This window comes from Bradyrhizobium sp. 1(2017), assembly GCF_011602485.2.
Classification (GTDB): Bacteria; Pseudomonadota; Alphaproteobacteria; order Rhizobiales; family Xanthobacteraceae; genus Bradyrhizobium.
The window spans coordinates 4,700,550-4,722,060 of the sequence record NZ_CP050022.2 but is presented as its reverse complement, the minus strand read 5'-3'; the positions used below and the strand labels follow the sequence as shown (position 1 = coordinate 4,722,060).

Below are 21,511 nucleotides of genomic sequence, written 5' to 3'. Positions count from 1 at the left end.
CTGCGACCGAAGTGGAGAGCATCCATGGCCGAGGAACTGCCGAAATGTTTCGACCCATACCTGCGGTACGCAATCGAGAGCAAATTCAAGAACTTTGAATTTTTCGACCCGCGGGAATCCAAGCTATTTCTGTTTGTGGAGCTCAAGGCGGCCGAGCGGGCCGAAGACTTCAAGAGAGCAATGAGCCCTAGCGGCTTCGGTGCCGAGTTCGGACTGACCAGTCCGAACTCGCGATATTTGACCATGCGAGCTTTCAAGAGAACGATCGAGCCGGAAAGTTTCCGGGCGTGGAACGACAACGTATCCCGGGTCGAGTTGTCGCTTCCGCTGAAGCCGACGGGAATAGAAAAGGGGGCGCAGCGCAACAGGTCCGCGAGCGACGCAGCACCGACGTCGCTCCTCATTGGCGTGATCGACGATGGCTGTCCGTTCGCCGCCTCTCAGTTCGTCAAATGGACCGCGGGTGTTGCGACCGGGACGCGTGTCCGCGGAATCTGGGATCAGACCGAGCACCCGGGCAGAGTTCCGATTCCGGTAGGAGCCGACGTCTTTGGCGAAAAACCCTTCGACTTCAACTACGGCCTCGAGTTCCTTCGGGACTCCGTATCCGGCGTGCTTGGCCTCAATGACTGGATCCAGTTGCACAAGCGAGCAAGCACGGTCGACGAGGATGGCTGCTACGCGGATGGGGAATTCAAGACCCTCAAGCATCAGGGCTCGCATGGCGCACATGTGATGGATGTCCTCGCCGGCCGCATTCCGCCCTCGGCGCGGATCGCGCGCGGCGATCCGCCAAATTGGCAGCCCGGAGATCCCCTGTCCGATCCCGCTTGCGAAGCAGACATCGTGTTCGTGCAGTTTCCTGAGAGCTGCCTTCGTGACGCGACCGGCATCTGGCTGAAGGGTTACGTCGCCGATGCAATCGATTACATCATGTCGTTTGTCGATTCCGGCACGACCAACGTGGTGATCAATGTCAGCTACGGGCCGACGACCGGAGCTCACAACGGCACAGCGGAGCTCGAGGGCAAGCTGAGAGAGCTTGTCACCTATTATGACGGGATTTCCGTAAAACCAAAGCTCGACGTCTTCCTGCCCGCCGGCAACAATTATCTGAGCGATGGGCACGTCCGTTTCGCCAGGCCAACCATGGCGGACCCTGACTATGTCGAATGGACGTGGCGCCTTCCTCCCGACAACACCGTGCTCTGCTTTGCCGAAGTCTGGATGAAGAAGCACCATACGGGCGGTGTCGTCGTTACGCTGACGTCGCCCGGCGGTGACAGCTCCTCATCGACCGCCGGTCCGCCGCCGCCGACGCCGCCACCCCCGCCGCCCGGCGTACCCGCACTTCCGCCCTACACTGGCGCGTATGCCCCGGTCGTCTGGGGTGACGACAGGGTGTGGCTGATGGCGGTCGAGCCCACCGTCGCCAGAACCGGCGCGGTGCCCGAACATGGCAATTGGAAGATCAAGGTCGAGGGCATCGCGGTGGGGCACGAGGTTCATGCCTATGTGGCGCGCACCGATCCGAACATGAACATGTCTACCGGCGCCAAGCGGTCCTATTTTGTCGATGCCGGATGGGAGGCGGGCGGCGCGGCCGGGGCCGGCTGCACATATGCCGGTGGAGAGTTCGACAGATCCGGATCGCTTGTGTCTCGCCTCGGCACCCTCAACGGGATTGGTACCGACAGCGTCGCTGGTGTTCACGTGGCCGGCGGCTACATTCTTTCGGCGCCGAAACGCAAGTCGGCTTATTCATCAGCGGGCCGTGCACGAACCGGGCCTTATGCACCGAGGATCGGGCCCGACTACGCGCTGTTCTGCGACGAGTCGGATGCTCTCCAGGGCGTACGCGCCGGGGGCAATCGAAGCGGCGTCGTGTTTCGTCTCATCGGTACCAGCGCCGCCGCGCCGCAACTCGCGCGGCTGGTTGCGGACGGGCAGCCGTTGACGGTACACGATGCTCCAGCCAGTCCTCCGGACGAGAAGCGGGGTTGGGGCGATCTCGATCCGCCGTGACCTGCGAGCGAAGGACGCGAACGGACGCCCTTTGTGCAAGCGTCACGTCGGCCGTTGGTCCGGGTGGATCGCAAACAGCGCGACGAGGGCCGCGAGGCTCAGCGCTGACGATACGATCAGCACCTTGGCGCCCATGACATCGATCAGCAGGCCGAAGGCGAGCGGCGCCACCGCCTGTGCCATCCGCGCCGGTGCGCCGATGATGCCGAGACGGTAGCCGAAATCCTTCGGTCCGAAGATGGCGAGCGGCAGCGTGCCGCGCGCGATGGTCAGGATGCCGTTGCCAGAGCCGTGAAACAGCGCGAACGCGCTCGCGGCGGCGGCGCCGAAGATTGCGACGACCACCGCGCCGATCGGATGGGTGAGGCAGGCGAGCCGCGTCGACCACAGCGGATGGAAGCGGCTGAGGAGGCCGGCCTCGAGCAGGCGCGCGCCGACCTGTGCCGGGCCGATCAACGCGCCGGCTGCAATCGCCTCGACAGGCGTTGCGCCCGTCGCCTCCAGGATGCGCGGGAAATGCGCGGCCATGGCGCCGGTGACGGTCCAGACCGCGGCAAAGATGAAGGCGAGCAGGATCATGGTGCGGTCGAGCGGCAGATGCGGCTTCTCGGCGGTCGCCGCAGCCTGCTTCGCGCCCCGGATCGCCGGCAGCATGAAGAAATTGAGGGGCAGGCCGATCAGGAGATTGGCGGCCGCCCAGGCAAAGCAGGTCTCGCGCCAGCCGATATGGGCGAGGCCCCAGGCAGTGAGCGGCCAGCCGACCGTCGAGGCGAAGCCCGCCATCAGCGTGATGCCGGTGATCGGCCTGCGCGCCTCGGTGCCGTAGATGCGCCCCAGCGCGGCGAAGGCGGCGTCATACAGACCCATCGCCATGCCGATGCCGAGCACGAGCCAGGCGATCGCCATCACCGCCACCGACTGCGCGAGCCCGAGCAGGACGAGCCCGGCGGCGATCGTAAGGTTCGAGGCCGACAGGACCTGCCGTCCGCCGACGAGGTCGATCTGCCGTCCGATGCGCGGGCCGAGCATTGCGGAGATCACGAGCGAAGCCGAGAACGCGCCGAAGATCCAGTTGGAGGAGACGCCGAGGTCGCGGGCCATGGGATCGGCGATCAACGCCGGCAGATAATAGCTGGAGGCCCAGGCCAGGGTCTGCGTGGTGCCGAGCGCCAGGATGATCGGAAGCTGGCGCTGGCTCATGTCCTTGTGCTTCTGGTCGCCTGTGTCATCGGAGCCATTTGCCGCCTGCGGCGAGAGCGCGTCAACAGCGTCTGCGGCATATTCGCCCTGCTGCGGACGGGAGCCTTGGGCCGTGAGCCTTGGGCCGTGAGCACAGCCGCCTTTCGCTCGTCACGAATGCACGCCATAATGGCGCATGCAATTGACCTCGCGCCTCGCGCTGATGAACTGGCTGACCGGCCAGGGGCTCACGGGCCTGCCTGAAAACGAACTGCTCCGCGGCTTCTGCGAGCGCTGCTGCGCCGAGGGGCTGGAACTGTCGCGCGGGCTGGTCGTCATCGACACGCTGCATCCGATCTATGAGGGCCGCGGCTTCCGCTGGAGCGACCGTCCGAGCAACGAGAGCGACGCGTTCGAATACGGCTCGACAGCCGACGGCGACGCCGCCAAGAGCTGGCGCCGCTCGGTGTTCTTCCACATGCTCGAGAACGGCCACGACGAGATGGTGATCGATCTCGCCGATGCGCCGTCGATGGATTTCTCGCAGATCGGCGAGCTCGCCGAAAAGGGCCACAAGCACTATCTCGCTTTCGTGCATCGCTTCGGCGAAAACGGCGCGCTCGGCCTGATGGACTGCCTCTATTCCTGCTGGACCACGCGGCGCGACAGCGGCTTCTCCGGAGCGGAGCTGGAAGCGCTGCGCGATCTCGTGCCGGTACTGGGGCTCGCGATCAAGTCGGGCCAGCAAGTCGACATCGCCCGCACGCTCGGCCGCGTCTATCTCGGCCGCGATGCTTCCGAGCAGGTCTTGCGCGGGCGCATCTCGCGCGGCGTCACCGAGCGCATCAACGCCGTGCTCTGGTATTCGGATTTGCGTGGCTCGACCGGGATCAGCGAGAGCATCGGTCCCGACGAGATCATTCCGTTCCTCAACGACTACGCCCAGGCCGTGATCGATCCGATCCACGATGCCGGGGGCGACGTGCTGAAGCTGATCGGCGACGGCGTGCTGGCGATGTTCTGGGGCGAGGACATGGCGGACGCGCGCCGTGCCGCGCTGCGCGCCGAGCATCTGTTTCGCAAGAACGTCGCGGCGCTGAACGCGCGCCGGGCCGCCGACGGCCGTCCCACCACGTCGGCCTATATCGGCCTGCATGTCGGCGAGGTCTTCTACGGCAATATCGGCAGCGAGGACCGGCTCGACTTCACCGTGGTCGGGCCGACCGTCAACGAGGTCAGCCGCATCGCCTCGATGAGCCGCTCGGTCGATCGCGAGCTCCTGGCCTCGTCGGAATTCTACAAGGGCCTCGATGCTGCCGGGCGCCGCTATCTCGTCTCCACCGGCCGCTACGCCCTGCGCGGCATCGGCCGCGCGCAGGATCTCTACACGCTCGATCCCGACGTCGATGCCAGCGAGCCCGTGACGGGGAGCTACGAGCGGTATCTGGCGGGGTAGGCCGGGCTGTTCCGGCTTGCTCCGTCATTGCGAGCGCAGCGAAGCAATCCAGAGTCCCTCGGCGGAAGGACCCTGGATTGCTTCGTCGCTACGCTCCTCGCAATGACGGAGTGCCTAGCACCGCACCGCCGCCTCGTCCCCCACCATGTCCGGCTGCCGGTCCAGCGCCACAGCCGGCGACAGCAGGATCACCAGCGCCTGGACGCCGAACACGGCGGCGGCCAGATACAGGCACGCTTCCGCGCTCCAGAGCCCGCCGACGATCGCGCCCAGCGCCGAGCCGAGCGGCCGGGCGCCGTAGCTCATGATGTTGATGGCGGAGACGCGGCCGAGCAGGCGCGGCGGGGTTACCGACTGGCGCAGCGTCGTTGTCGAAATCACCCACAGGATGGGCCCGACGCCGAGCAGGAAGAAGCTCAGGGCCGCAAGCCAGGGCGAGGGGACCAGCACCGTCAGCGCCATCACCAAGGCGGCGACGAAACCGGTGACCGGGCCGAGGCCGACGACGGTGCCGAACGCCAGGCGCTGCATCACGCGCGTGGCGAGCAGCGCGCCGATCACCATGCCGACGCCGTACATCGTCAGCACGGCGCCGACGCCGGCCGCGGTCAACCCGAGATGACGCACCGCATAGGGCACGAACACCGCGATCTGCAGGAACCAGCCGGTGTTGAAGATGAACTGGGTGATGAACACCGGCCGCAGCAGCGGATGGTGAAACACGAAAGCCGCGCCTTCGCGAATGTCCTGCAACGGATGGCGCCGCGGCGCCGGCGTGCGGTCGGGCTCGTAGATGCCGGACAGCAGCACCACCGCGACGGCAGAAAGCGCGGCGGCGAAGCCGAAGGCGGGGCTTGCGCCCCACCATCCCACCAGCACGCCGCCGAGCGCCGGTCCGCTCGCGAAGGCGACGGTGCGCGCAAGCTCGATCCGTGCGTTCGCTGCCGGCAACAGGTCCGGGCTCACCAGTGAGGGCACCAGCGCCGGTGCAGCGACACTGTAGACGACGGTGCCGCAGACAGCCGCGAAACCGAGCAGCGCCAGCAGCGGCAGATCGAGCGCGCCGAGCGCCAGCAGGAGCACGATAGCCGCGAGTGCGGCGGCCCGCAGCGCTTCGGCGCCTGCCATCAACCTGCGGCGCGAGATGCGGTCGGCGAGCACGCCGGCGGGAATGGCGAACAGGACGAAGGGCAAGGTGAGGGCGGTCTGGAGCAGGCCGGTCCGCCCCTCGGCAACCCCGAGCGTCAGCACGGCGACGATGGGCGCTGCGGCGAGCGCGATCTGCTCGGCCGACTGCGCCGCGAGGTTCGACCAGGCGAGGCGGTTGAAGGTGTCAGGGAGACGAGGCGACGTTGACATGGCGCATATCCTGCGAGAGCGAACTTGCGCCAATGTTCGCCTTCCATGACCACCGAACCCACCCGCTTCCCGACAAGAGAAGTCCCACGGCCACATGGGAGGGTGCTGCTAGATGCAGTTGCAAATGAGTTGCAATAAGAGTGAAGTCGGGTATTCTGCCAGCATGGATGCCCGATCACCTCAATTGAGCCCCAACACTGCCGGCTGGCGTGCCGACGCGCCCACCACCAAGAGCCTCGCCGAAGTCAATTCCACCGTCGCGATCCCCGCCACCGGCCTTTGGTGGCGGCGGCTGCTGGCCTTCGTTGGTCCGGGCTATCTCGTCTCGGTCGGCTACATGGATCCCGGCAACTGGGCGACCGACCTCGCCGGCGGATCGAAGTTCGGCTACACGCTGCTCGCGGTCATCCTGCTCTCGAACTTGATGGCGATCCTGCTGCAGTCGCTGGCTGCGCGGCTTGGCATCGTCACCGACCGCGACCTCGCGCAGGCCTGCCGCGCGACCTATTCGCCGCCGGTGAATTTCCTGCTCTGGCTCGCCTGCGAGGCGGCGATCATCGCCTGCGATCTCGCCGAGGTGATCGGCACCGCGATCGCGCTGAAGCTGCTGTTCGGCATTCCCCTGATCGGCGGGGCGCTGCTCGCCGCGCTCGATGCGTTCCTGCTTCTCATCCTGATGAATCGCGGCTTCCGCTTCCTGGAAGCGTTCGTCATCGCGTTGCTGGTGGTGATCGCGGTCTGCTTCGCAGTCCAGATCGTGGCCGCTGCTCCGCCGGTGGCCGAGGTCCTGCGCGGCTTCGTGCCGAAGAGCGAGATTTTCACCAATTCCGCGATGCTCTACATCGCAATCGGCATCATCGGCGCGACCGTGATGCCACATAATCTTTACCTGCACTCCTCGATCGTGCAGACGCGCGCCTATGAGCGCAACGATGCCGGCCGGCGCGAGGCGATCAAATGGGCGACGACGGACTCGACGATCGCCTTGATGCTCGCGCTCTTCATCAACGCCGCGATCCTCGTCGTCGCCGCTGCGACCTTCCACAAGAGCGGGCATTCCGACGTCGCCGAGATCGGTCAGGCCTTCGAGCTGCTGTCGCCGCTGCTCGGCCTCGGCATCGCCTCAACGCTGTTCGCGGTGGCGCTGCTCGCTTCCGGCCTCAACTCGACGGTGACCGCGACGCTCGCCGGCCAGATCGTGATGGAGGGCTTTCTCGACCTGCGTCTGCCGAGCTGGGCGCGGCGCCTGCTCACGCGCGGCATCGCGATCATTCCTGTGATCATTGTCACCGCGATCTATGGTGAGCGCGGCACGGCGGATTTGCTGGTGTTCAGCCAGGTCGTGCTGTCGATGCAGCTGCCCTTCGCCGTCATCCCGCTGGTCCGCTTCGTCTCCGACCGTCGCAAGATGGGCAAGTTCGCAATTCCGATGTCGGTCGCCGCGGTCGCCTGGATCGTCGCGGGCGTCATCGTGATCTTGAACGTGAAGCTGCTCGCGGATACCCTGTTCGGGTGAGTGGCGAATAGCGAGGAGCGAGTGGGGAGTATTTCTCCTGTTCGCTATTCACCACTCACCATTCGCTCCTTCAATCCTGCGGCTCGGACATTGCATCTCCCTGCGCGTCGATCCGCAGCCAGCCTGATGGGGCGAGGCGCTGCTGCGGCAGGAAGCGGGCCTTGTAGTCCATCTTCTTCGAGCCTTCGATCCAGTAGCCGAGATAGACGTAAGGCAGCCCCTGCCGGCGGGCGCGCGCGATGTGGTCGAGGATCATGAACGTACCCATCGAGCGGCTGACCTGGCTGGGCTCGAAGAAGGAATAGACCATCGACAGGCCGTCGCTGAGGACGTCCGTGAGTGCCACCGCGATCAGCTCCTCGCCGCGGCCGGTGATGCCGCTGTCGGGTCCGCGCTTGCGGTACTCGATGATGCGGGTCTCGACATGGCTGTCCTCGACCATCATGGCGTAGTCGAGCACGGTCATGTCGGCCATGCCGCCATGCCGGTGGCGGGCGTCGAGATAGGCCCGGAAAACGGAATATTGCTCGGAGGTCGGCACCGCGCTGCGCTGCTCGCCGACGATGTCGGCATTGCGCGCCATCACCTTGCGGAAGTTGCGGGAGGGTCGGAACTCGTTGGCGACCACCCGGACCGAGACGCAGGCGCGGCACTGGTCACAGGCGGGGCGATAGGCGATCGATTGGCTGCGGCGGAACCCGCCATGGGTCAGGAGGTCGTTGAGATCACCGGCGCGCTCACCCACGAGATGCGTGAATACCTTGCGCTCATGCCGGCCCGGCAGATAGGGGCACGGGGAGGGCGCCGTGAGGTAAAATTGTGGGGTGTCGCGCGAGTGCTGGGTCAAGGGACGTCGTGGGCCTCCAAACTGTACATCAGCATCGCGCTCCGAAAGCCCCCGGTCAATTGGCCTGCTCGGCAGATCAGATCAGCCAGCTTAGGTGATCCAGGTTGATAGGTCCTTGATCGCCGGGTTTTCAGTAGGTCCGTGCGGCCTGGGGCGCCGGGATGCGAACCGAGTTGTTGACCACGACCGTTCCCAGCACGAAATCGTGCAGCAGGCGACGGCGGCCGTTGAACGGGCCGACCAGCACCACGAAGGGCGTCAGGAAGGAAACCGTCACCCAGAACAGCACCGCATGGGTGGCGCCGAGCACGAAATAGCCGGGCGCGCCGTACCAGGTGCGCAGTTCCAGGTCCATCAGACGCATCCCCACGGTCGCGGACGACGGACCGCCGATGCTCGCGCCGTAATAGACGATGGCCCAGACCACCGAGGCCGGCCAGGCGATCCAGAACAGCGCCCAGCCGAGGCCGAGCGTGACCACGCCGAACAGGGCGATGAAGACGTAGCCGAGAATGACAGGTACGGAGATCACGATCATGTCGATCAGGAAGGCGAACACGCGCCGCGTCGCCACGCCGCGGAACAGCTCCGGATGCAGATAGGGGTCGTAGGCGTGCGGCTGCATTCCGCCATCGCTACGCCAAGTGCCTGAATTGCCCGAGTCCGACATGTCCGTTCTCCCAGCGAACCCCCGTGGCAGGACATGGGAACAGCTCGTCCGCATGCCAAGGGCGCGGACGTCAACAAGCCGAAATATTCCGGCGATTCGGCGGCGCGAGAGGAGGTGAGGCCATGCCTGCGCAACGCTTCCGCTGTCGTCCTGCCGAAAGTCAGGACCCACCCTAGGAAGGAGCGATGCGGCGAAATGCCCACTACGAGTCTTCGTCGAACGGAAGCCGGTGGGTATGGGTCCTGGCTTTCGCCAGGACAACACCGTGGAGACAGGGTGCGCAAACTCGCTAAGCGTTCGCCGGGACGACGGCCGCTTACTCCTGCGCCCGCAGCTTCTCCGCCACCTTCGGAGCAAAATAACTCAGCACGCCGTCGGCGCCGGCGCGCTTGAAGGCGAGCAGGCTTTCCATCATGGCGCGCTCGCCGTCGAGCCAGCCGTTATTGGCGGCGGCTGCGATCATCGCGTATTCGCCGGAGACCTGATAGGCGAAGGTCGGCATCGCAAACGTGTCCTTCACGCGGCGAACCACGTCGAGATAGGGCATGCCGGGCTTCACCATCACCATGTCGGCGCCTTCGGCGATGTCGAGTTCGACCTCGCGCAGCGCTTCATCGGTATTGGCGCTGTCCATCTGATAGGTGCGCTTGTCGCCGGTGAGCGTCTTGGCCGAGCCGATCGCGTCGCGGAACGGGCCGTAGAAGGCCGAGGCGTATTTGGCGGCATAGGCCATGATCTGGACGTCGAGCAGGCCGGCGCGATCCAGGCCTTCGCGGATCGCGGCGACGCGGCCATCCATCATGTCGGAGGGTGCGATGATGTCGCAGCCGGCCTCGGCCTGCACCAGCGCCTGACGCACCAGCACGGCGACCGTCTCGTCGTTCAGGATCTTGCCGTCGGAGATCAGGCCGTCATGGCCATGGCTGGTGAAGGGATCGAGCGCGACGTCGCAGAGGATGCCGATCTCCGGAAACTCCTTCTTGATCGCGCGCACCGCCTGGCAGACCAGATTGTCCGGGTTGGTGGCTTCCGAGCCTTCCTCGTCGCGCAAGGACGGGTCGGTATAGGGAAACAGCGCGAGGCAGGGGATGGTGAGCTTCATGGCGCGCTCGGCCTCGCGCACCGCCTGGTCGACGCTGAGACGGTCGACGCCGGGCATCGAGGCGATCTGCTCGCGCTTGTTGGTGCCGTCGATCAGGAACAGCGGCCAGATTAGGTCATCCGTGGTGAGCACGTTCTCGCGCACCATCCGCCGGGCCCATTCGGCCTTGCGGTTGCGGCGCGGACGGACGGTCAGATCGAGGGCATGGGGCACCGCCGCGCCCTCCCGGCGCGAAACCTCGCGCAATTCGATCGGACGTCCATATTTGATCGCCATCACTCTTCCTCCGGCTGGAATTATTCTTATACCAGCCCGCACGGTTCCCGTCACCGCGGCTTGAGTTGCCGCAAGGGATGGCAGCCGATTGATTTTGCGGGGCGAAGCAGCCAGAAGGGGCCATGTCCGAGATTTCCACCCGCGATGCGGCCCGCGACGGCGCCAGGGACAATGCCAGAGACAGCGCCAGGGACAGCGCGATGTCGGTGGCGGCGATCTCGTCGGAGCGCTCCGAGTCCGATGACAATGTCTGGACGCGCCGCCTCGTGCTGTTCCTGCGGGTGATGGCGCTGCTGTCGATCCTGAAGGGTCTCTATCACTGGGCGCAAGTGACAGGTTTCGTCGGCGGCGAGGACGAGGCGTTCGAGAACCAGTCGATGGCCTGGCAGGCCGCAACCGTCTACTTCGCCGTGATCGAACTCGTCGCGGCCGTTGGCCTGTGGCTGGCGACGCCCTGGGGCGCGGTGGTGTGGCTGACGACCGTGGTGTCGATGGCGGTGATCGAGCTGATGTTCCCGGGCATCTACGGCGGCAGCCTGATCGTGGTCGGTGTCGAAGCCTTCATGCTCGCCGCCTATCTCGCACTCGCCTGGATGGCGGCGCGCGAACGGCCGCCGTAGCGCGCGGTTCGACGCAACGGACTCTCGTGCCCCGGACGCGACGCAGCGCGCCCCTGGCGATGCGAAGCATCGTCCGGTCCGGCGTGATGCGTTGCAGAGCCGGGCCCATCTATTCCCGATCTCGCTCGCGCCTCTCTGGATCCCGGCTCTGCGATGCATCGCTGCGCGCTGCACCTTGTCCGGGACACGAGAATGTTGCGCTTGGTTGACCTTTGGTTGCCTAAAATTTGCGGTAAGTTTTCGTTGACCAGGCGGTTCCGCCACAGCCGTTACGCGCCCGTTTCGAAACGGGGCGGTGCTGTTCTGGAATGCGACAACAGGGGCGGACGGAGGGTGAACAGGACCTTGCAAAGGTCAACAGAGGGTTGCGAAAAGCCCTTGTGGCACAGGCTTAATCCGCAATTCACTGTCTTAAATTCATGATCTCTTTATTCTCTTATTTAAGCCGATCTTCAAACGAGCCCCTTAAGTTGCACCTATCAGACGGGACACAAGTTTCGTCGAATAAGTGTCGATAAAAACGACAACAGGGGAAGTGTCATGATGAAAGCCGTCGCAACTGCGGCAGATACCGCAGAGCGCGTCTCCGGCCAGCAGGGTTCGGTGCAGTCGCTCTATCTGGAAGCTTTGACTCTGGTGGAGCGGCTGCATCGTCGGCTCCTCGACGTGATCAAGGATGAATTCGATCGCCGCGGCCGTGCGGACATCAACTCGGTCCAGGCGCTCTTGCTCTACAACATCGGCGACAAGGAGCTGACCGCGGGCGAACTGCGCACGCGCGGCTACTATCTCGGCTCCAACGTCTCCTACAATCTGAAGAAGCTCGTCGAGCTCGGCTTCCTCGATCATCAGCGCTCGCGCGTCGATCGCCGCTCGGTGCGCATCCGTCTGACCCCGCAGGGCCAGGAAGTCCGTCGCATCGTCGATGCGCTCTACCAGAAGCACGTCAAGACGGTCGAGCAGGTCGGCGGCATCTCGGGCGAGGAGTTCTCGACCCTCAACAAGTCGCTGCACCGCCTCGAGCGGTTCTGGACCGACCAGATCCTGTATCGGCTCTGAGTTTTTCGCGAGGGATCAAGGCCAAGCCGGCCCAAACAAGACCGGCAAGCCGTCCCGAACGTGCCTGACTTCCCCAAGCGCGCCGGCCCGGATCCAATCCGGACCGGTGCGTTTTGATTTGTGCACCTGCGAAAAAACACGTCGCGGGGAGGAACCAGTTCCGGGCTTGGCGCTTATCTCCTTCGGATCGGAGGGATGTCGATGCTGGTCGAGCGCGGGCTTCAAGTGATGAACGTGGAACTCGTGAGCGAGGCCTACGCCATCGCCGCGAACTACCTGCGCCGCTCCGGCGCGATCCCCGATACGCTCGTCACCGACGAACGCCTGCTCGGAATCATCATCGAGCTGCTCCAGCAGGGCGAATTCAACAAGATCAGGCTCGCCAACACGGCGATCGCCCGGTTCGAGACGCAGTCCGATGCCCGAGCGGTTGCCTGATCAAGACTCCCAAAATTCAAGTGAACCAGAGGGTGCCATGGAAGCCGCCATCGACCGCATCATGCAGACCTATGACCTGCTCGCCAACCGCACCGCCGCGGCCAGCGAGGAGGCACGGGCCAAGGTCACGACCTACCTCAATACGCTGATGGAGGCCGGCGAGAAGGACACCCACAGGTTGACAGTCTGCGGCCTGACCTATCTGCGGCAGCTCGACGGCAGCGTGGACCCGGTGAAGGCGGGGTATACGGGGCTGTGACATCGCGCCGGCAGGGACCGGCCAACCTCGGCTCGCGAGGTGGAGGCCAACGCGGTCCTGGTCAAGGTGTCCGGGGCGGACCGGTTCCATGAAACCGTCGGGGGCCGAAAACCTCCAATCCCCACCATATCTTGCATAAATCTCAGGCCCGACCCGCAAATGCTTGGCCGGGGGCGGGCGATGTGGTAGATCGCGCTCGCCGCTTCCGATCGCCACACCAGACCGCCCGTAGCCCGCCAAAAGGCTGCGGCGGTGGAGATATTCGCAAGATGACCTCAGCCAAGACCGCCTCCGCGCCCGATTCGTTTTTCACCGCCTCGCTCGAGCAGGCCGATCCGGAAATCGCCGCCGCCATCAAGGGCGAGCTCGGCCGGCAGCGCCATGAGGTCGAGCTGATCGCCTCTGAGAACATCGTCAGCCGGGCCGTGCTGGAAGCGCAGGGTTCGGTGATGACCAACAAATATGCGGAAGGCTATCCGGGCGCGCGCTACTACGGCGGTTGTGAGTGGGTCGACGTCGCCGAGAACCTCGCGATCGATCGCGCCAAGAAGCTGTTCGGCGCCAAATTCGCCAACGTTCAGCCGAACTCCGGCAGCCAGATGAACCAGGCGGTGTTTCTGGCGCTGCTCCAGCCCGGCGACACCTTCATGGGCCTCGACCTTGCGGCCGGCGGCCATCTCACCCACGGCTCGCCCGTCAACATGAGCGGCAAGTGGTTCAAGGCTGCGCACTACACCGTGCGCCGCGAGGACCAGATCATCGACATGGATGCGGTCGCCAAGCAGGCCGAAGAGGTCAAGCCGAAGCTGATCGTGGCCGGCGGCTCGGCCTATTCGCGCGCCTGGGACTTCAAGCGCTTCCGCGAGATCGCGGACAGCGTCGGTGCCTACCTGCTGGTCGACATGGCGCATTTCGCGGGCCTGGTTGCCGGCGGCGTGCACGCTTCGCCCGTGCCCCATGCCCACGTCACCACCACCACGACGCACAAATCGCTGCGCGGCCCGCGCGGCGGCCTGATCCTGTCCAACGACGAGGTGCTGGCGAAGAAGCTCAATTCGGCGATCTTCCCGGGTCTGCAGGGCGGCCCCCTGATGCACGTGATCGCGGCGAAGGCGGTTGCTTTCGGCGAGGCGCTGCGTCCGGACTTCAAGGTCTATGCGAAGAACGTCGTCGAGAACGCCAAGGCGCTGGCCGAGGCGATGAAGAGCCACGGCTTCGATATTGTCTCGGGCGGTACCGATAACCATCTGATGCTCGTCGACCTCAGGCCGAAGGGGCTGAAGGGCAACGTCTCGGAGAAGGCGCTGGTCCGCGCCGCCATCACCTGCAACAAGAACGGCATTCCGTTCGACCCCGAAAAGCCCTTCGTGACCTCCGGCCTGCGTCTCGGCACTCCCGCCGCGACCACCCGCGGTTTCGGCGTCGCCGAATTCCAGCAGGTCGCCGGCATGATCGCCGAGGTTCTCAACGCGATCGCGCAGTCCGACGACGGCAAGGCGCCGCTGGTCGAAGCCGCGATCAAGGAACGTGTCCAGGCACTCACCGATCGGTTCCCGATCTATCAGTAAGGCTAGGCCAAGCGGATGCGCTGCCCGAACTGCAACAGTCTCGACACGCAGGTGAAGGACTCGCGTCCAACCGAGGATTCATCCGTCATTCGCAGGCGTCGCGTGTGCGTCGCCTGCGAATTCCGCTTCACGACCTTCGAGCGCGTGCAGCTGCGCGAGCTCACAGTGATCAAGCGCAACGGCCGCCGCGTCCCGTTCGACCGCGACAAGCTGATGCGCTCGGTGTCGATCTCCTTGCGCAAGCGGCCGGTCGAGCCGGAGCGGGTGGAGAAGATGGTCTCCACCATCGTGCGCGAGCTCGAGACCGGGGGCGAAGCCGAGATCTCCTCGGAGGTGATCGGCGAGACCGTGATGGAGCATCTGCGCACGCTCGACGATGTCGCCTATGTGCGCTTCGCCTCGGTCTATCGCAATTTCCGCGAGGCCAAGGATTTCGCCGACGTGCTCGGCGAGCTCTCCGGCGAGGAGGAAGCGCGGCTCGCCGCGATCCGCAAATGATCTTCCGCATCCTGGAAGATCAGTTCGCGCACAAGGCCCGCGAGGCCAAGGACGCCGATCTCCGCTTCATGCAGCTGGCGCTGGCGCTCGGGCGCCGCGGGCAGGGGCGCACCTGGCCCAACCCGGCCGTCGGCGCGGTTATCGTCAAGGACGGAATTATCGTCGGCCGCGGCTGGACCCAGCCCGGCGGACGACCGCATGGCGAGCCCGAGGCACTGGGCCGCGCAGGCGAGGCGGCGCGGGGGGCCACGCTCTACGTTACCCTGGAGCCGTGCTCGCATTTCGGCAAGTCGCCGCCTTGCGCCAATGCGGTGATTGCCGCCGGCATCAAGCGGGTGGTCGCGGCGATCGAGGACCCCAATCCTGAAGTTGCGGGCCAGGGTCATGCCCGCCTGCGCGCCGCCGGAATCACGGTTGACGTCGGTCTGTGCGCGGCAGAGGCCGCGTTCGATCATGCCGGCCATTTCCGCCGCATCCGCGACAAGCGTCCGCATGTGATCGTGAAGCTCGCGGTCTCGCCTGATGGCAAGATCGGCGCTGCCGGCGGCAAGCCGGTCGCGATCACCGGCGAAGCCGCGCGTGATCGCGTGCATCTTCTGCGCGCGCAGAGCGACGCCATTCTGGTCGGTATCGGCACGGTGCTGGCGGACGATCCGCTTCTCACCTGCCGCCTGCCGGGCATGGCGGCGCGCTCGCCGGTGCGGGTGGTGTTCGACCAGAGCCTGCGCATTCCCGGCGCGAGCAAGCTTGTGCGCACCGCGCGCGAAACACCGCTCTGGGTGGTGAGTTCGGAGCTCGCGGAAGCTGCGGCCGCAACGCGGCTCGGGGCGGCCGGCGCGCAATTGTTGCGCGTGGCGTCGGGCGGTGCAGCGGGGCTCGATCTGCCGGCCGTGCTGCACGCGCTGGCCGAGAAGGGCATCACGCGGCTGATGGTCGAGGGCGGCAGCCGTGTCGCCGCGTCCTTCGTCGCGGCCGATCTCGTCGACGAAATCTGGCTGTTCCGCGGCGCGGAAGAGGTGGGCGCTGGCGGCGTCGATGCGCTCGATGCATTGCCCCTGTCGAAAATCACGCAGTCGCAGGCCTACAAGGTTCATGCTAGCGAGACATTCGACAAGGATACTCTCACCGTCTACGAGCGCGCGTAATGTTCACTGGCATTGTCACCGATATCGGCGAGATCGTCGGCTTCACGCCGACGGCGCAGGGGCAGCTCCACCGCCTGCGCATTGCCTGCAGCTATGACCAGACCACCATTGCCGATGGCGCCTCGATCGCCTGCAACGGCGTCTGCCTGACGGTGGTCGCCTCCGGCGTCGCAGGCGGCAAGGACTCTGAGCAACGTACCTGGTTCGACGTCGATGCCGCCGCGGAGACGCTGGCGCTGACGACCGCAGATCGCTGGAAGGTCGGAACGAAGCTCAATCTCGAGCGGGCGCTGAAGATCGGCGACGAGCTCGGCGGCCACATCGTCGCCGGCCATGCCGACGGTGTCGCGAGGCTTCTCAGTCGCGAGGACCTGCCCGATATGGCGCGGTTCGAGCTCTCGACGACGCGCGAGCTGGCGCGCTTCATCGCCACCAAGGGCTCGATCACGCTCGACGGCGTCTCGCTGACGGTCAACACGGTGAAAGACACGAGCTTTTCGGTCTTGATCATCCCGCACACGCTGACGGTGACGACGATCGGCGGCTGGAAGGCGGGGGACGAGGTCAATATCGAGGTCGACCTGATGGCCCGCTACGCCGCGCGGCTGACGGAAATGAAGTGACCGGCGCATAAAGTCGTCATGCGCGGGCTTGACCCGCGCATCTATCCTCTTAAGAGGTGCTTGCCCGATGGATTGCCGGGTCAAGCCCGGCAATGACAGAATAGGTTGACCATGGCAGACGCGCGGCGCGCACCCCTGAAGGACCAGACCAACATTTCCGGCGCACGCGCGCTGATCGTCGAGGCACGGTTCTATGACGATCTCCAGGACGCGCTCCTGGACGGCGCGGTCGCTGAGCTGAAGGCCGCCGGCCTGACCCATGACGTCATCACCGTTCCGGGCGCGCTGGAGATTCCGGCAGCGGTCGCCATCGCGATCGACGCGGCTGCGGCGAACGGCAAGCCTTACGACGCCGTGATCGCGCTCGGCTGCGTCATCCGCGGCGATACCATCCATTTCGAGATCGTCTCGCAGGAATCCTCGCGCGCACTGATGGATCTCGCCGTGGCGCGGAAGCTGCCGCTCGGCAACGGCATCCTCACCGTCAATACCGATGCGCAGGCCTGGGCGCGGGCACGCGCCAGCGAGCTCAACAAGGGCGGCGATGCCGCGCGCGCCGCGCTTGCGATGCTGCGCATCAAACGCCGCCTGGCGCAGGCCTGAACCATGGCCGACAACAACAAAAAACCGGCAGGCGCTGCCGAGAAGAAGGCGAACCGGCGCGGTGCGGCACGGCTCGCCGCCGTGCAGGCGCTGTACCAGATGGATATCGCCGGCGCCGGCATCAACGACATCTTCGCCGAATTCGAGAGCCATTGGCTCGGCAACGAGGTCGAGGGCGACACCTACCTGCCGGCGGAGGCTGCGTTCTTTCGCGACGTCGTCTCTGGCGTCGTGCGCGACCAGAAGAAGCTCGATCCGCTGATCGACGAGGCGTTGTCGAAGGGCTGGCCGTTGAAGCGGATCGAGGCGATCCTGCGCGCGGTGCTGCGGGCAGGGGCTTATGAGCTCCAGCATCGCAAGGACGTGCCGGGCCGCGTCGTCGTCTCCGAATATGTCGACGTCGCCAACGCCTTCGTGGACCGCGAGGAGACCGGCATGGTGAACGCGGTGCTCGACCAGATCGGCCGTCAGTTTCGCGGTGACGAGTTCGGGCGGGGGTAATCTCCCGCGAGGGCGGTGAATTCATGCGAGACGGCTGCCCCATACTCCGTTGTCATCACCCGCGAAGGCGGGTGATCCGGTACGCCGCGGCCAATCGATTTGACACGACCGTCTCTGGAATACCGGATCGCCCGGTCCCGTCTACGCCAAGGCTTCGACGAGGCCTACAATCCCAGGCGCGCCGAAGCTTTAGCGAAGGCGGCAAGCCGGGCGATGACAGTGGAGAGTGGGGTTAGGCTCATGGCAAACCCGCAAAATCCCTCCGCCGAAGACTCCCTCATCGCGCGCTATTTCAGGCCTCTCGCGACCGATCCCGGCGCGTTCGGGTTGGTCGATGATGCCGCGATCCTGTCGTCATCGGGCGAGGACATCGTGGTCACCACCGATGCCGTCGTCGAGGGCGTCCATTATCTGGCCGCCGATCCGCCCGATACGATCGCGCGCAAGGCGCTGCGGGTGAATCTGTCCGATCTCGCCGCCAAGGGAGCGGTGCCAGCCGGCTTCGTGCTGACGCTGGCGCTGCGGAGCAGGGAGGATGCCTGGCTACGGCCGTTTGCGGATGCGCTCGGCGAGGACGCAAGGTCCTTCGGCTGTTCGCTGCTCGGCGGCGATACGGTTTCGACGCCAGGGCCGCAGATGATCTCCATCACCGCCTTCGGCCGCGTGCCGCGGGGGCGGATGGTCGGTCGCACCGGCGCACGCCCGGGCGATCTGATTCTGGTGACGGGCACGATCGGCGATGCCGCGCTCGGCCTCGACGTGCTCACGGGAGGCGCAGTGGCCGCCGCGCTTGCGTCCGATCCCGCTGCACGGGATTTTCTGGTCTCGCGCTATCGCGTGCCGCAGCCGCGCAACGCGCTGGCGCGGGCCGTGAGCGACCATGCAAATGCCGCGATGGATGTCTCCGACGGGCTCGCGGGCGATCTCACCAAGCTTTGCGCGGCCTCCGGCGTCTCGGCCACGGTCGGGGTGGCGACCATGCCGCTGTCGGCGGCGGCGGCCGGCCTGATCGCGCGCAAGGTCGTTGGCGTCGAGACCCTGTTGGCCGGCGGCGACGATTACGAGGTGCTGTGCACCGTGCCTCCGGAGCAAGGCGAGGTGCTGATCGCCGCGGGCAAGGCGGCCGGTTTGGCCGTCACGGCCATCGGCACGATCGTCGCGGGCCATGAGCGGCCGCGCTTCCTGGACGGGCAGGGGCAGGAGCTGACCTTGAAGCGGCTGTCCTACAGCCACTTCTAGGAATTGCTCCAAACCGGCATCTTAGTTCTCGGGACTGGCCCAAATACCTGCCGAGATCGGCTGTTTCGGCCTTATCCGGCGTTGCACCCTCAATTTGATTTTGGCAAGCTTGTGACCGACTGGGGCCGCTCCCTTCGGGCTAGGGGGCGGCTTTGTTCAAAATCAAGGCGCCGCACCGCACGACGGACAACAAAAGGCGCCGGGGGTTACATCAAGGATCTGAGGCAAAAATCACATGACAGCATTATGGTTGATAGTGCTCTGCGGAGTGCTTTCCGTCGTCTACGCGATTTGGGCGACGTCTTCGGTGTTGAGCGCGGATGCGGGGTCGCCGCGCATGCAGGAGATCGCAGGCGCAGTCGCTGAAGGCGCACAGGCTTACTTGCGGCGCCAATACACCACGATCGGTCTCGTCGGCATCGTCATCTTCGTGCTGCTTGCCTATTTCCTCGGACTTTATGTCGCGATTGGTTTCGCCATCGGCGCCGTCCTGTCGGGGGCGGCCGGCTTCATCGGCATGAACGTCTCGGTCCGCGCCAATGTGCGCACCGCCCAGGCCGCGACGACCTCGCTCGCCGGCGGCCTCGAGCTCGCCTTCAAGGCCGGTGCGATCACCGGGCTTCTGGTGGCGGGTCTCGCTCTGCTCGGCGTCACCCTCTATTTCGCCTTCCTCGTCCACTCGCTGAAGCTGGCGCCTGACAGCCGGGTCGTCGTCGACGCCCTGGTGGCGCTCGGCTTCGGCGCCTCGCTGATCTCGATCTTCGCCCGTCTCGGCGGCGGCATCTTCACCAAGGGTGCGGACGTCGGCGGCGATCTCGTCGGCAAGGTCGAGGCCGGCATTCCCGAGGACGATCCGCGCAACCCCGCCACCATCGCCGACAACGTCGGTGACAACGTGGGCGACTGCGCCGGCATGGCGGCCGACCTGTTCGAGACCTACGCGGTGACCGCGGTCGCCACCATGGTCCTGGCGGCGATCTTCTTCGCCAAGACGCCGATCCTCGCCAGCATGATGACGCTGCCGCTCGCCATCGGCGGCATCTGCATCATCACCTCGATCATCGGCACCTTCTTCGTCAAGCTCGGACCGAGCCAGTCGATCATGGGCGCGCTCTACAAGGGCCTGATCGCCACCGGCGTCCTGTCGCTGGTCGGTATTGCGCTCGTGATCCACTACCTGATCGGCTTCGGCAAGCTCGACGGCGTCGACTACACCGGCATGGCGCTGTTCGAGTGCGGCGTGGTCGGTCTCGTCGTCACCGCGCTGATCATCTGGATCACCGAATACTACACCGGCACCGACTATCGTCCGGTGAAGTCGATCGCCCAGGCCTCGGTCACCGGCCACGGCACCAACGTGATCCAGGGCCTCGCCGTGTCGATGGAAGCGACCGCGCTGCCCGCGATCGTCATCATCGCCGGCATCCTGGTCACCTACAGCCTCGCCGGGCTGTTCGGCATCGCGATCGCGACCGCCACCATGCTGGCGCTGGCCGGTATGGTCGTCGCGCTCGACGCCTTCGGTCCGGTGACGGACAACGCCGGCGGCATTGCCGAGATGGCGGGACTGCCGAAGGAGGTACGCAAGTCGACCGATGCGCTCGACGCGGTCGGCAACACCACCAAGGCGGTGACCAAGGGCTACGCGATCGGCTCGGCCGGTCTCGGCGCCCTCGTGCTGTTTGCGGCCTACAACCAGGACCTCAAGTTCTTCGTTGCGGACTCCGCGCGCCATCCCTACTTCGCCGGCGTCAATCCGGACTTCTCGCTCAACAACCCCTACGTGGTGGTGGGCCTGCTGTTCGGCGGCCTGTTGCCGTATCTGTTCGGCGCGATGGGCATGACCGCGGTCGGCCGCGCCGCCGGCGCGATCGTCGAGGAGGTGCGGCGTCAGTTCCGCGAGAAGCCCGGCATCATGCAGGGCACCGACAAGCCCGATTACGGCAAGGCGGTCGACCTGCTCACCCGTGCGGCGATCAAGGAGATGATTATCCCCTCGCTGCTTCCGGTGCTGTCGCCCATCGTCGTCTACTTCGTGATCTATGCGATCGCGGGCGGCGGGGTAGCCGGCAAGTCGGCGGCGTTCTCCGCGGTGGGCGCGATGCTGCTCGGCGTGATCGTGACGGGCCTGTTCGTCGCGATCTCCATGACCTCGGGCGGCGGCGCCTGGGACAACGCCAAGAAGTACATCGAGGACGGTCATTTCGGCGGCAAAGGCAGTGATGCCCACAAGTCGGCGGTGACCGGCGATACCGTCGGCGACCCCTACAAGGACACGGCCGGCCCGGCGGTGAACCCGATGATCAAGATCACGAACATCGTGGCCTTGCTGCTGCTGGCGATCCTGGCGCACTGAGCGGCGTCAACGACACAAGACAAACCCCGCGGCGCGAGCCGCGGGGTTTTTGTTTGGTGGACTGCACGCTCTCACCACGTCATTGCGAGCGCAGCGAAGCAATCCAGAGTCTTTCCGCAGATGCAGTCTGGATTGCTTCGTCGCTACGTTCCTCGCAATGACGGAAGTGGCG

The 21,511-nt window shown here is 65.6% G+C and carries 20 protein-coding genes; 15 read left to right on the top strand and 5 right to left on the bottom strand.

The window, feature by feature from the left end; all coding sequences use genetic code 11:
* Window positions 1–24: 24 nt before the first annotated feature.
* A complete protein-coding gene (locus HAP40_RS22380; protein WP_166815680.1) occupies window positions 25–2,025 on the top strand; it encodes a hypothetical protein in 2,001 nt (666 codons plus the stop codon).
* 42 nt (window positions 2,026–2,067) lie between these two features.
* On the opposite strand, the gene HAP40_RS22375 is transcribed toward HAP40_RS22380, so the two are convergent.
* Complete coding sequence (locus HAP40_RS22375; RefSeq protein WP_166815681.1) at window positions 2,068–3,225, bottom strand: MFS transporter; 1,158 nt, start codon at window positions 3,223–3,225, stop codon at window positions 2,068–2,070.
* A 175-nt stretch (window positions 3,226–3,400) separates the two neighbouring features.
* Here HAP40_RS22375 and HAP40_RS22370 point away from each other — a divergent pair, with 175 nt between their 5' ends.
* Window positions 3,401–4,660 carry an adenylate/guanylate cyclase domain-containing protein gene (locus tag HAP40_RS22370; RefSeq protein WP_166815682.1) on the top strand — a complete coding sequence of 420 codons (1,260 nt, stop codon included), beginning with the start codon at window positions 3,401–3,403 and terminating at the stop codon, window positions 4,658–4,660.
* Between the two features lie 114 nt (window positions 4,661–4,774).
* Here the strand turns inward: HAP40_RS22370 and HAP40_RS22365 are convergent, their stop codons facing one another.
* A complete protein-coding gene (locus HAP40_RS22365) occupies window positions 4,775–6,019 on the bottom strand; it encodes an MFS transporter (protein WP_166815683.1) in 1,245 nt (414 codons plus the stop codon).
* Between the two features lie 163 nt (window positions 6,020–6,182).
* On the opposite strand from HAP40_RS22365, the gene HAP40_RS22360 reads away from it, so the two are divergent.
* Window positions 6,183–7,535, top strand: coding sequence for an Nramp family divalent metal transporter (locus HAP40_RS22360; RefSeq protein ID WP_166815684.1), 1,353 nt, complete (start codon window positions 6,183–6,185; stop codon window positions 7,533–7,535).
* Window positions 7,536–7,605: 70 nt separating this feature from the next.
* Here HAP40_RS22360 and HAP40_RS22355 read toward each other — a convergent pair whose 3' ends face one another.
* The 3 genes from HAP40_RS22355 to hemB form a co-directional block, all read right to left on the bottom strand.
* On the bottom strand, window positions 7,606–8,382 hold the full coding sequence (locus tag HAP40_RS22355; RefSeq protein ID WP_166815685.1) for an arginyltransferase: 777 nt from the start codon (window positions 8,380–8,382) through the stop codon (window positions 7,606–7,608).
* Window positions 8,383–8,512: 130 nt separating this feature from the next.
* Entirely contained in the window at window positions 8,513–9,052 is a 540-nt protein-coding gene (locus tag HAP40_RS22350) for an RDD family protein (protein ID WP_166815686.1), read from the bottom strand.
* A gap of 316 nt (window positions 9,053–9,368) precedes the next feature.
* Window positions 9,369–10,430 (bottom strand): porphobilinogen synthase, encoded by a 1,062-nt coding sequence (gene hemB / locus HAP40_RS22345; protein WP_166815687.1) that lies wholly within the window; start codon window positions 10,428–10,430, stop codon window positions 9,369–9,371.
* A 122-nt stretch (window positions 10,431–10,552) separates the two neighbouring features.
* Here hemB and HAP40_RS22340 point away from each other — a divergent pair, with 122 nt between their 5' ends.
* The 12 genes from HAP40_RS22340 (at window position 10,553) to HAP40_RS22285 (ending at window position 21,339) form a co-directional block, all read left to right on the top strand.
* Window positions 10,553–11,050 carry a DUF6163 family protein gene (locus HAP40_RS22340; RefSeq protein ID WP_166815688.1) on the top strand — a complete coding sequence of 166 codons (498 nt, stop codon included), beginning with the start codon at window positions 10,553–10,555 and terminating at the stop codon, window positions 11,048–11,050.
* 540 nt (window positions 11,051–11,590) lie between these two features.
* The gene (gene ldtR / locus HAP40_RS22335; protein ID WP_018320040.1) at window positions 11,591–12,109 is read left to right on the top strand and encodes a transcriptional regulator LdtR; all 519 of its coding nucleotides are present in this window, start codon (window positions 11,591–11,593) and stop codon (window positions 12,107–12,109) included.
* A gap of 201 nt (window positions 12,110–12,310) precedes the next feature.
* On the top strand, window positions 12,311–12,547 hold the full coding sequence (locus HAP40_RS22330; RefSeq protein ID WP_166815689.1) for a hypothetical protein: 237 nt from the start codon (window positions 12,311–12,313) through the stop codon (window positions 12,545–12,547).
* A gap of 37 nt (window positions 12,548–12,584) precedes the next feature.
* Window positions 12,585–12,806: a hypothetical protein gene (locus HAP40_RS22325; RefSeq protein ID WP_008548182.1), complete on the top strand. Its 222-nt coding sequence runs from the start codon at window positions 12,585–12,587 to the stop codon at window positions 12,804–12,806.
* A gap of 269 nt (window positions 12,807–13,075) precedes the next feature.
* Complete coding sequence (gene glyA, locus HAP40_RS22320) at window positions 13,076–14,374, top strand: serine hydroxymethyltransferase (protein WP_166815690.1); 1,299 nt, start codon at window positions 13,076–13,078, stop codon at window positions 14,372–14,374.
* A 15-nt stretch (window positions 14,375–14,389) separates the two neighbouring features.
* Window positions 14,390–14,872, top strand: a complete 483-nt coding sequence (nrdR, locus tag HAP40_RS22315; protein ID WP_027529969.1) for a transcriptional regulator NrdR — start codon at window positions 14,390–14,392, stop codon at window positions 14,870–14,872.
* Window positions 14,869–16,017, top strand: a complete 1,149-nt coding sequence (gene ribD / locus HAP40_RS22310; RefSeq protein WP_166815691.1) for a bifunctional diaminohydroxyphosphoribosylaminopyrimidine deaminase/5-amino-6-(5-phosphoribosylamino)uracil reductase RibD — start codon at window positions 14,869–14,871, stop codon at window positions 16,015–16,017. Before nrdR ends, ribD begins: the two co-directional genes overlap by 4 nt.
* Window positions 16,017–16,640, top strand: a complete 624-nt coding sequence (locus HAP40_RS22305; protein ID WP_166815692.1) for a riboflavin synthase — start codon at window positions 16,017–16,019, stop codon at window positions 16,638–16,640. Before ribD ends, HAP40_RS22305 begins: the two co-directional genes overlap by 1 nt.
* A gap of 111 nt (window positions 16,641–16,751) precedes the next feature.
* On the top strand, window positions 16,752–17,243 hold the full coding sequence (gene ribH / locus HAP40_RS22300; RefSeq protein WP_166815693.1) for a 6,7-dimethyl-8-ribityllumazine synthase: 492 nt from the start codon (window positions 16,752–16,754) through the stop codon (window positions 17,241–17,243).
* A gap of 3 nt (window positions 17,244–17,246) precedes the next feature.
* Complete coding sequence (nusB, locus tag HAP40_RS22295; protein WP_166815694.1) at window positions 17,247–17,744, top strand: transcription antitermination factor NusB; 498 nt, start codon at window positions 17,247–17,249, stop codon at window positions 17,742–17,744.
* Between the two features lie 240 nt (window positions 17,745–17,984).
* A complete protein-coding gene (thiL, locus tag HAP40_RS22290; protein ID WP_334270707.1) occupies window positions 17,985–18,983 on the top strand; it encodes a thiamine-phosphate kinase in 999 nt (332 codons plus the stop codon).
* Between the two features lie 235 nt (window positions 18,984–19,218).
* Window positions 19,219–21,339, top strand: a complete 2,121-nt coding sequence (locus tag HAP40_RS22285) for a sodium-translocating pyrophosphatase (RefSeq protein WP_166815695.1) — start codon at window positions 19,219–19,221, stop codon at window positions 21,337–21,339.
* The last annotated feature ends 172 nt before the right edge of the window (window positions 21,340–21,511 follow it).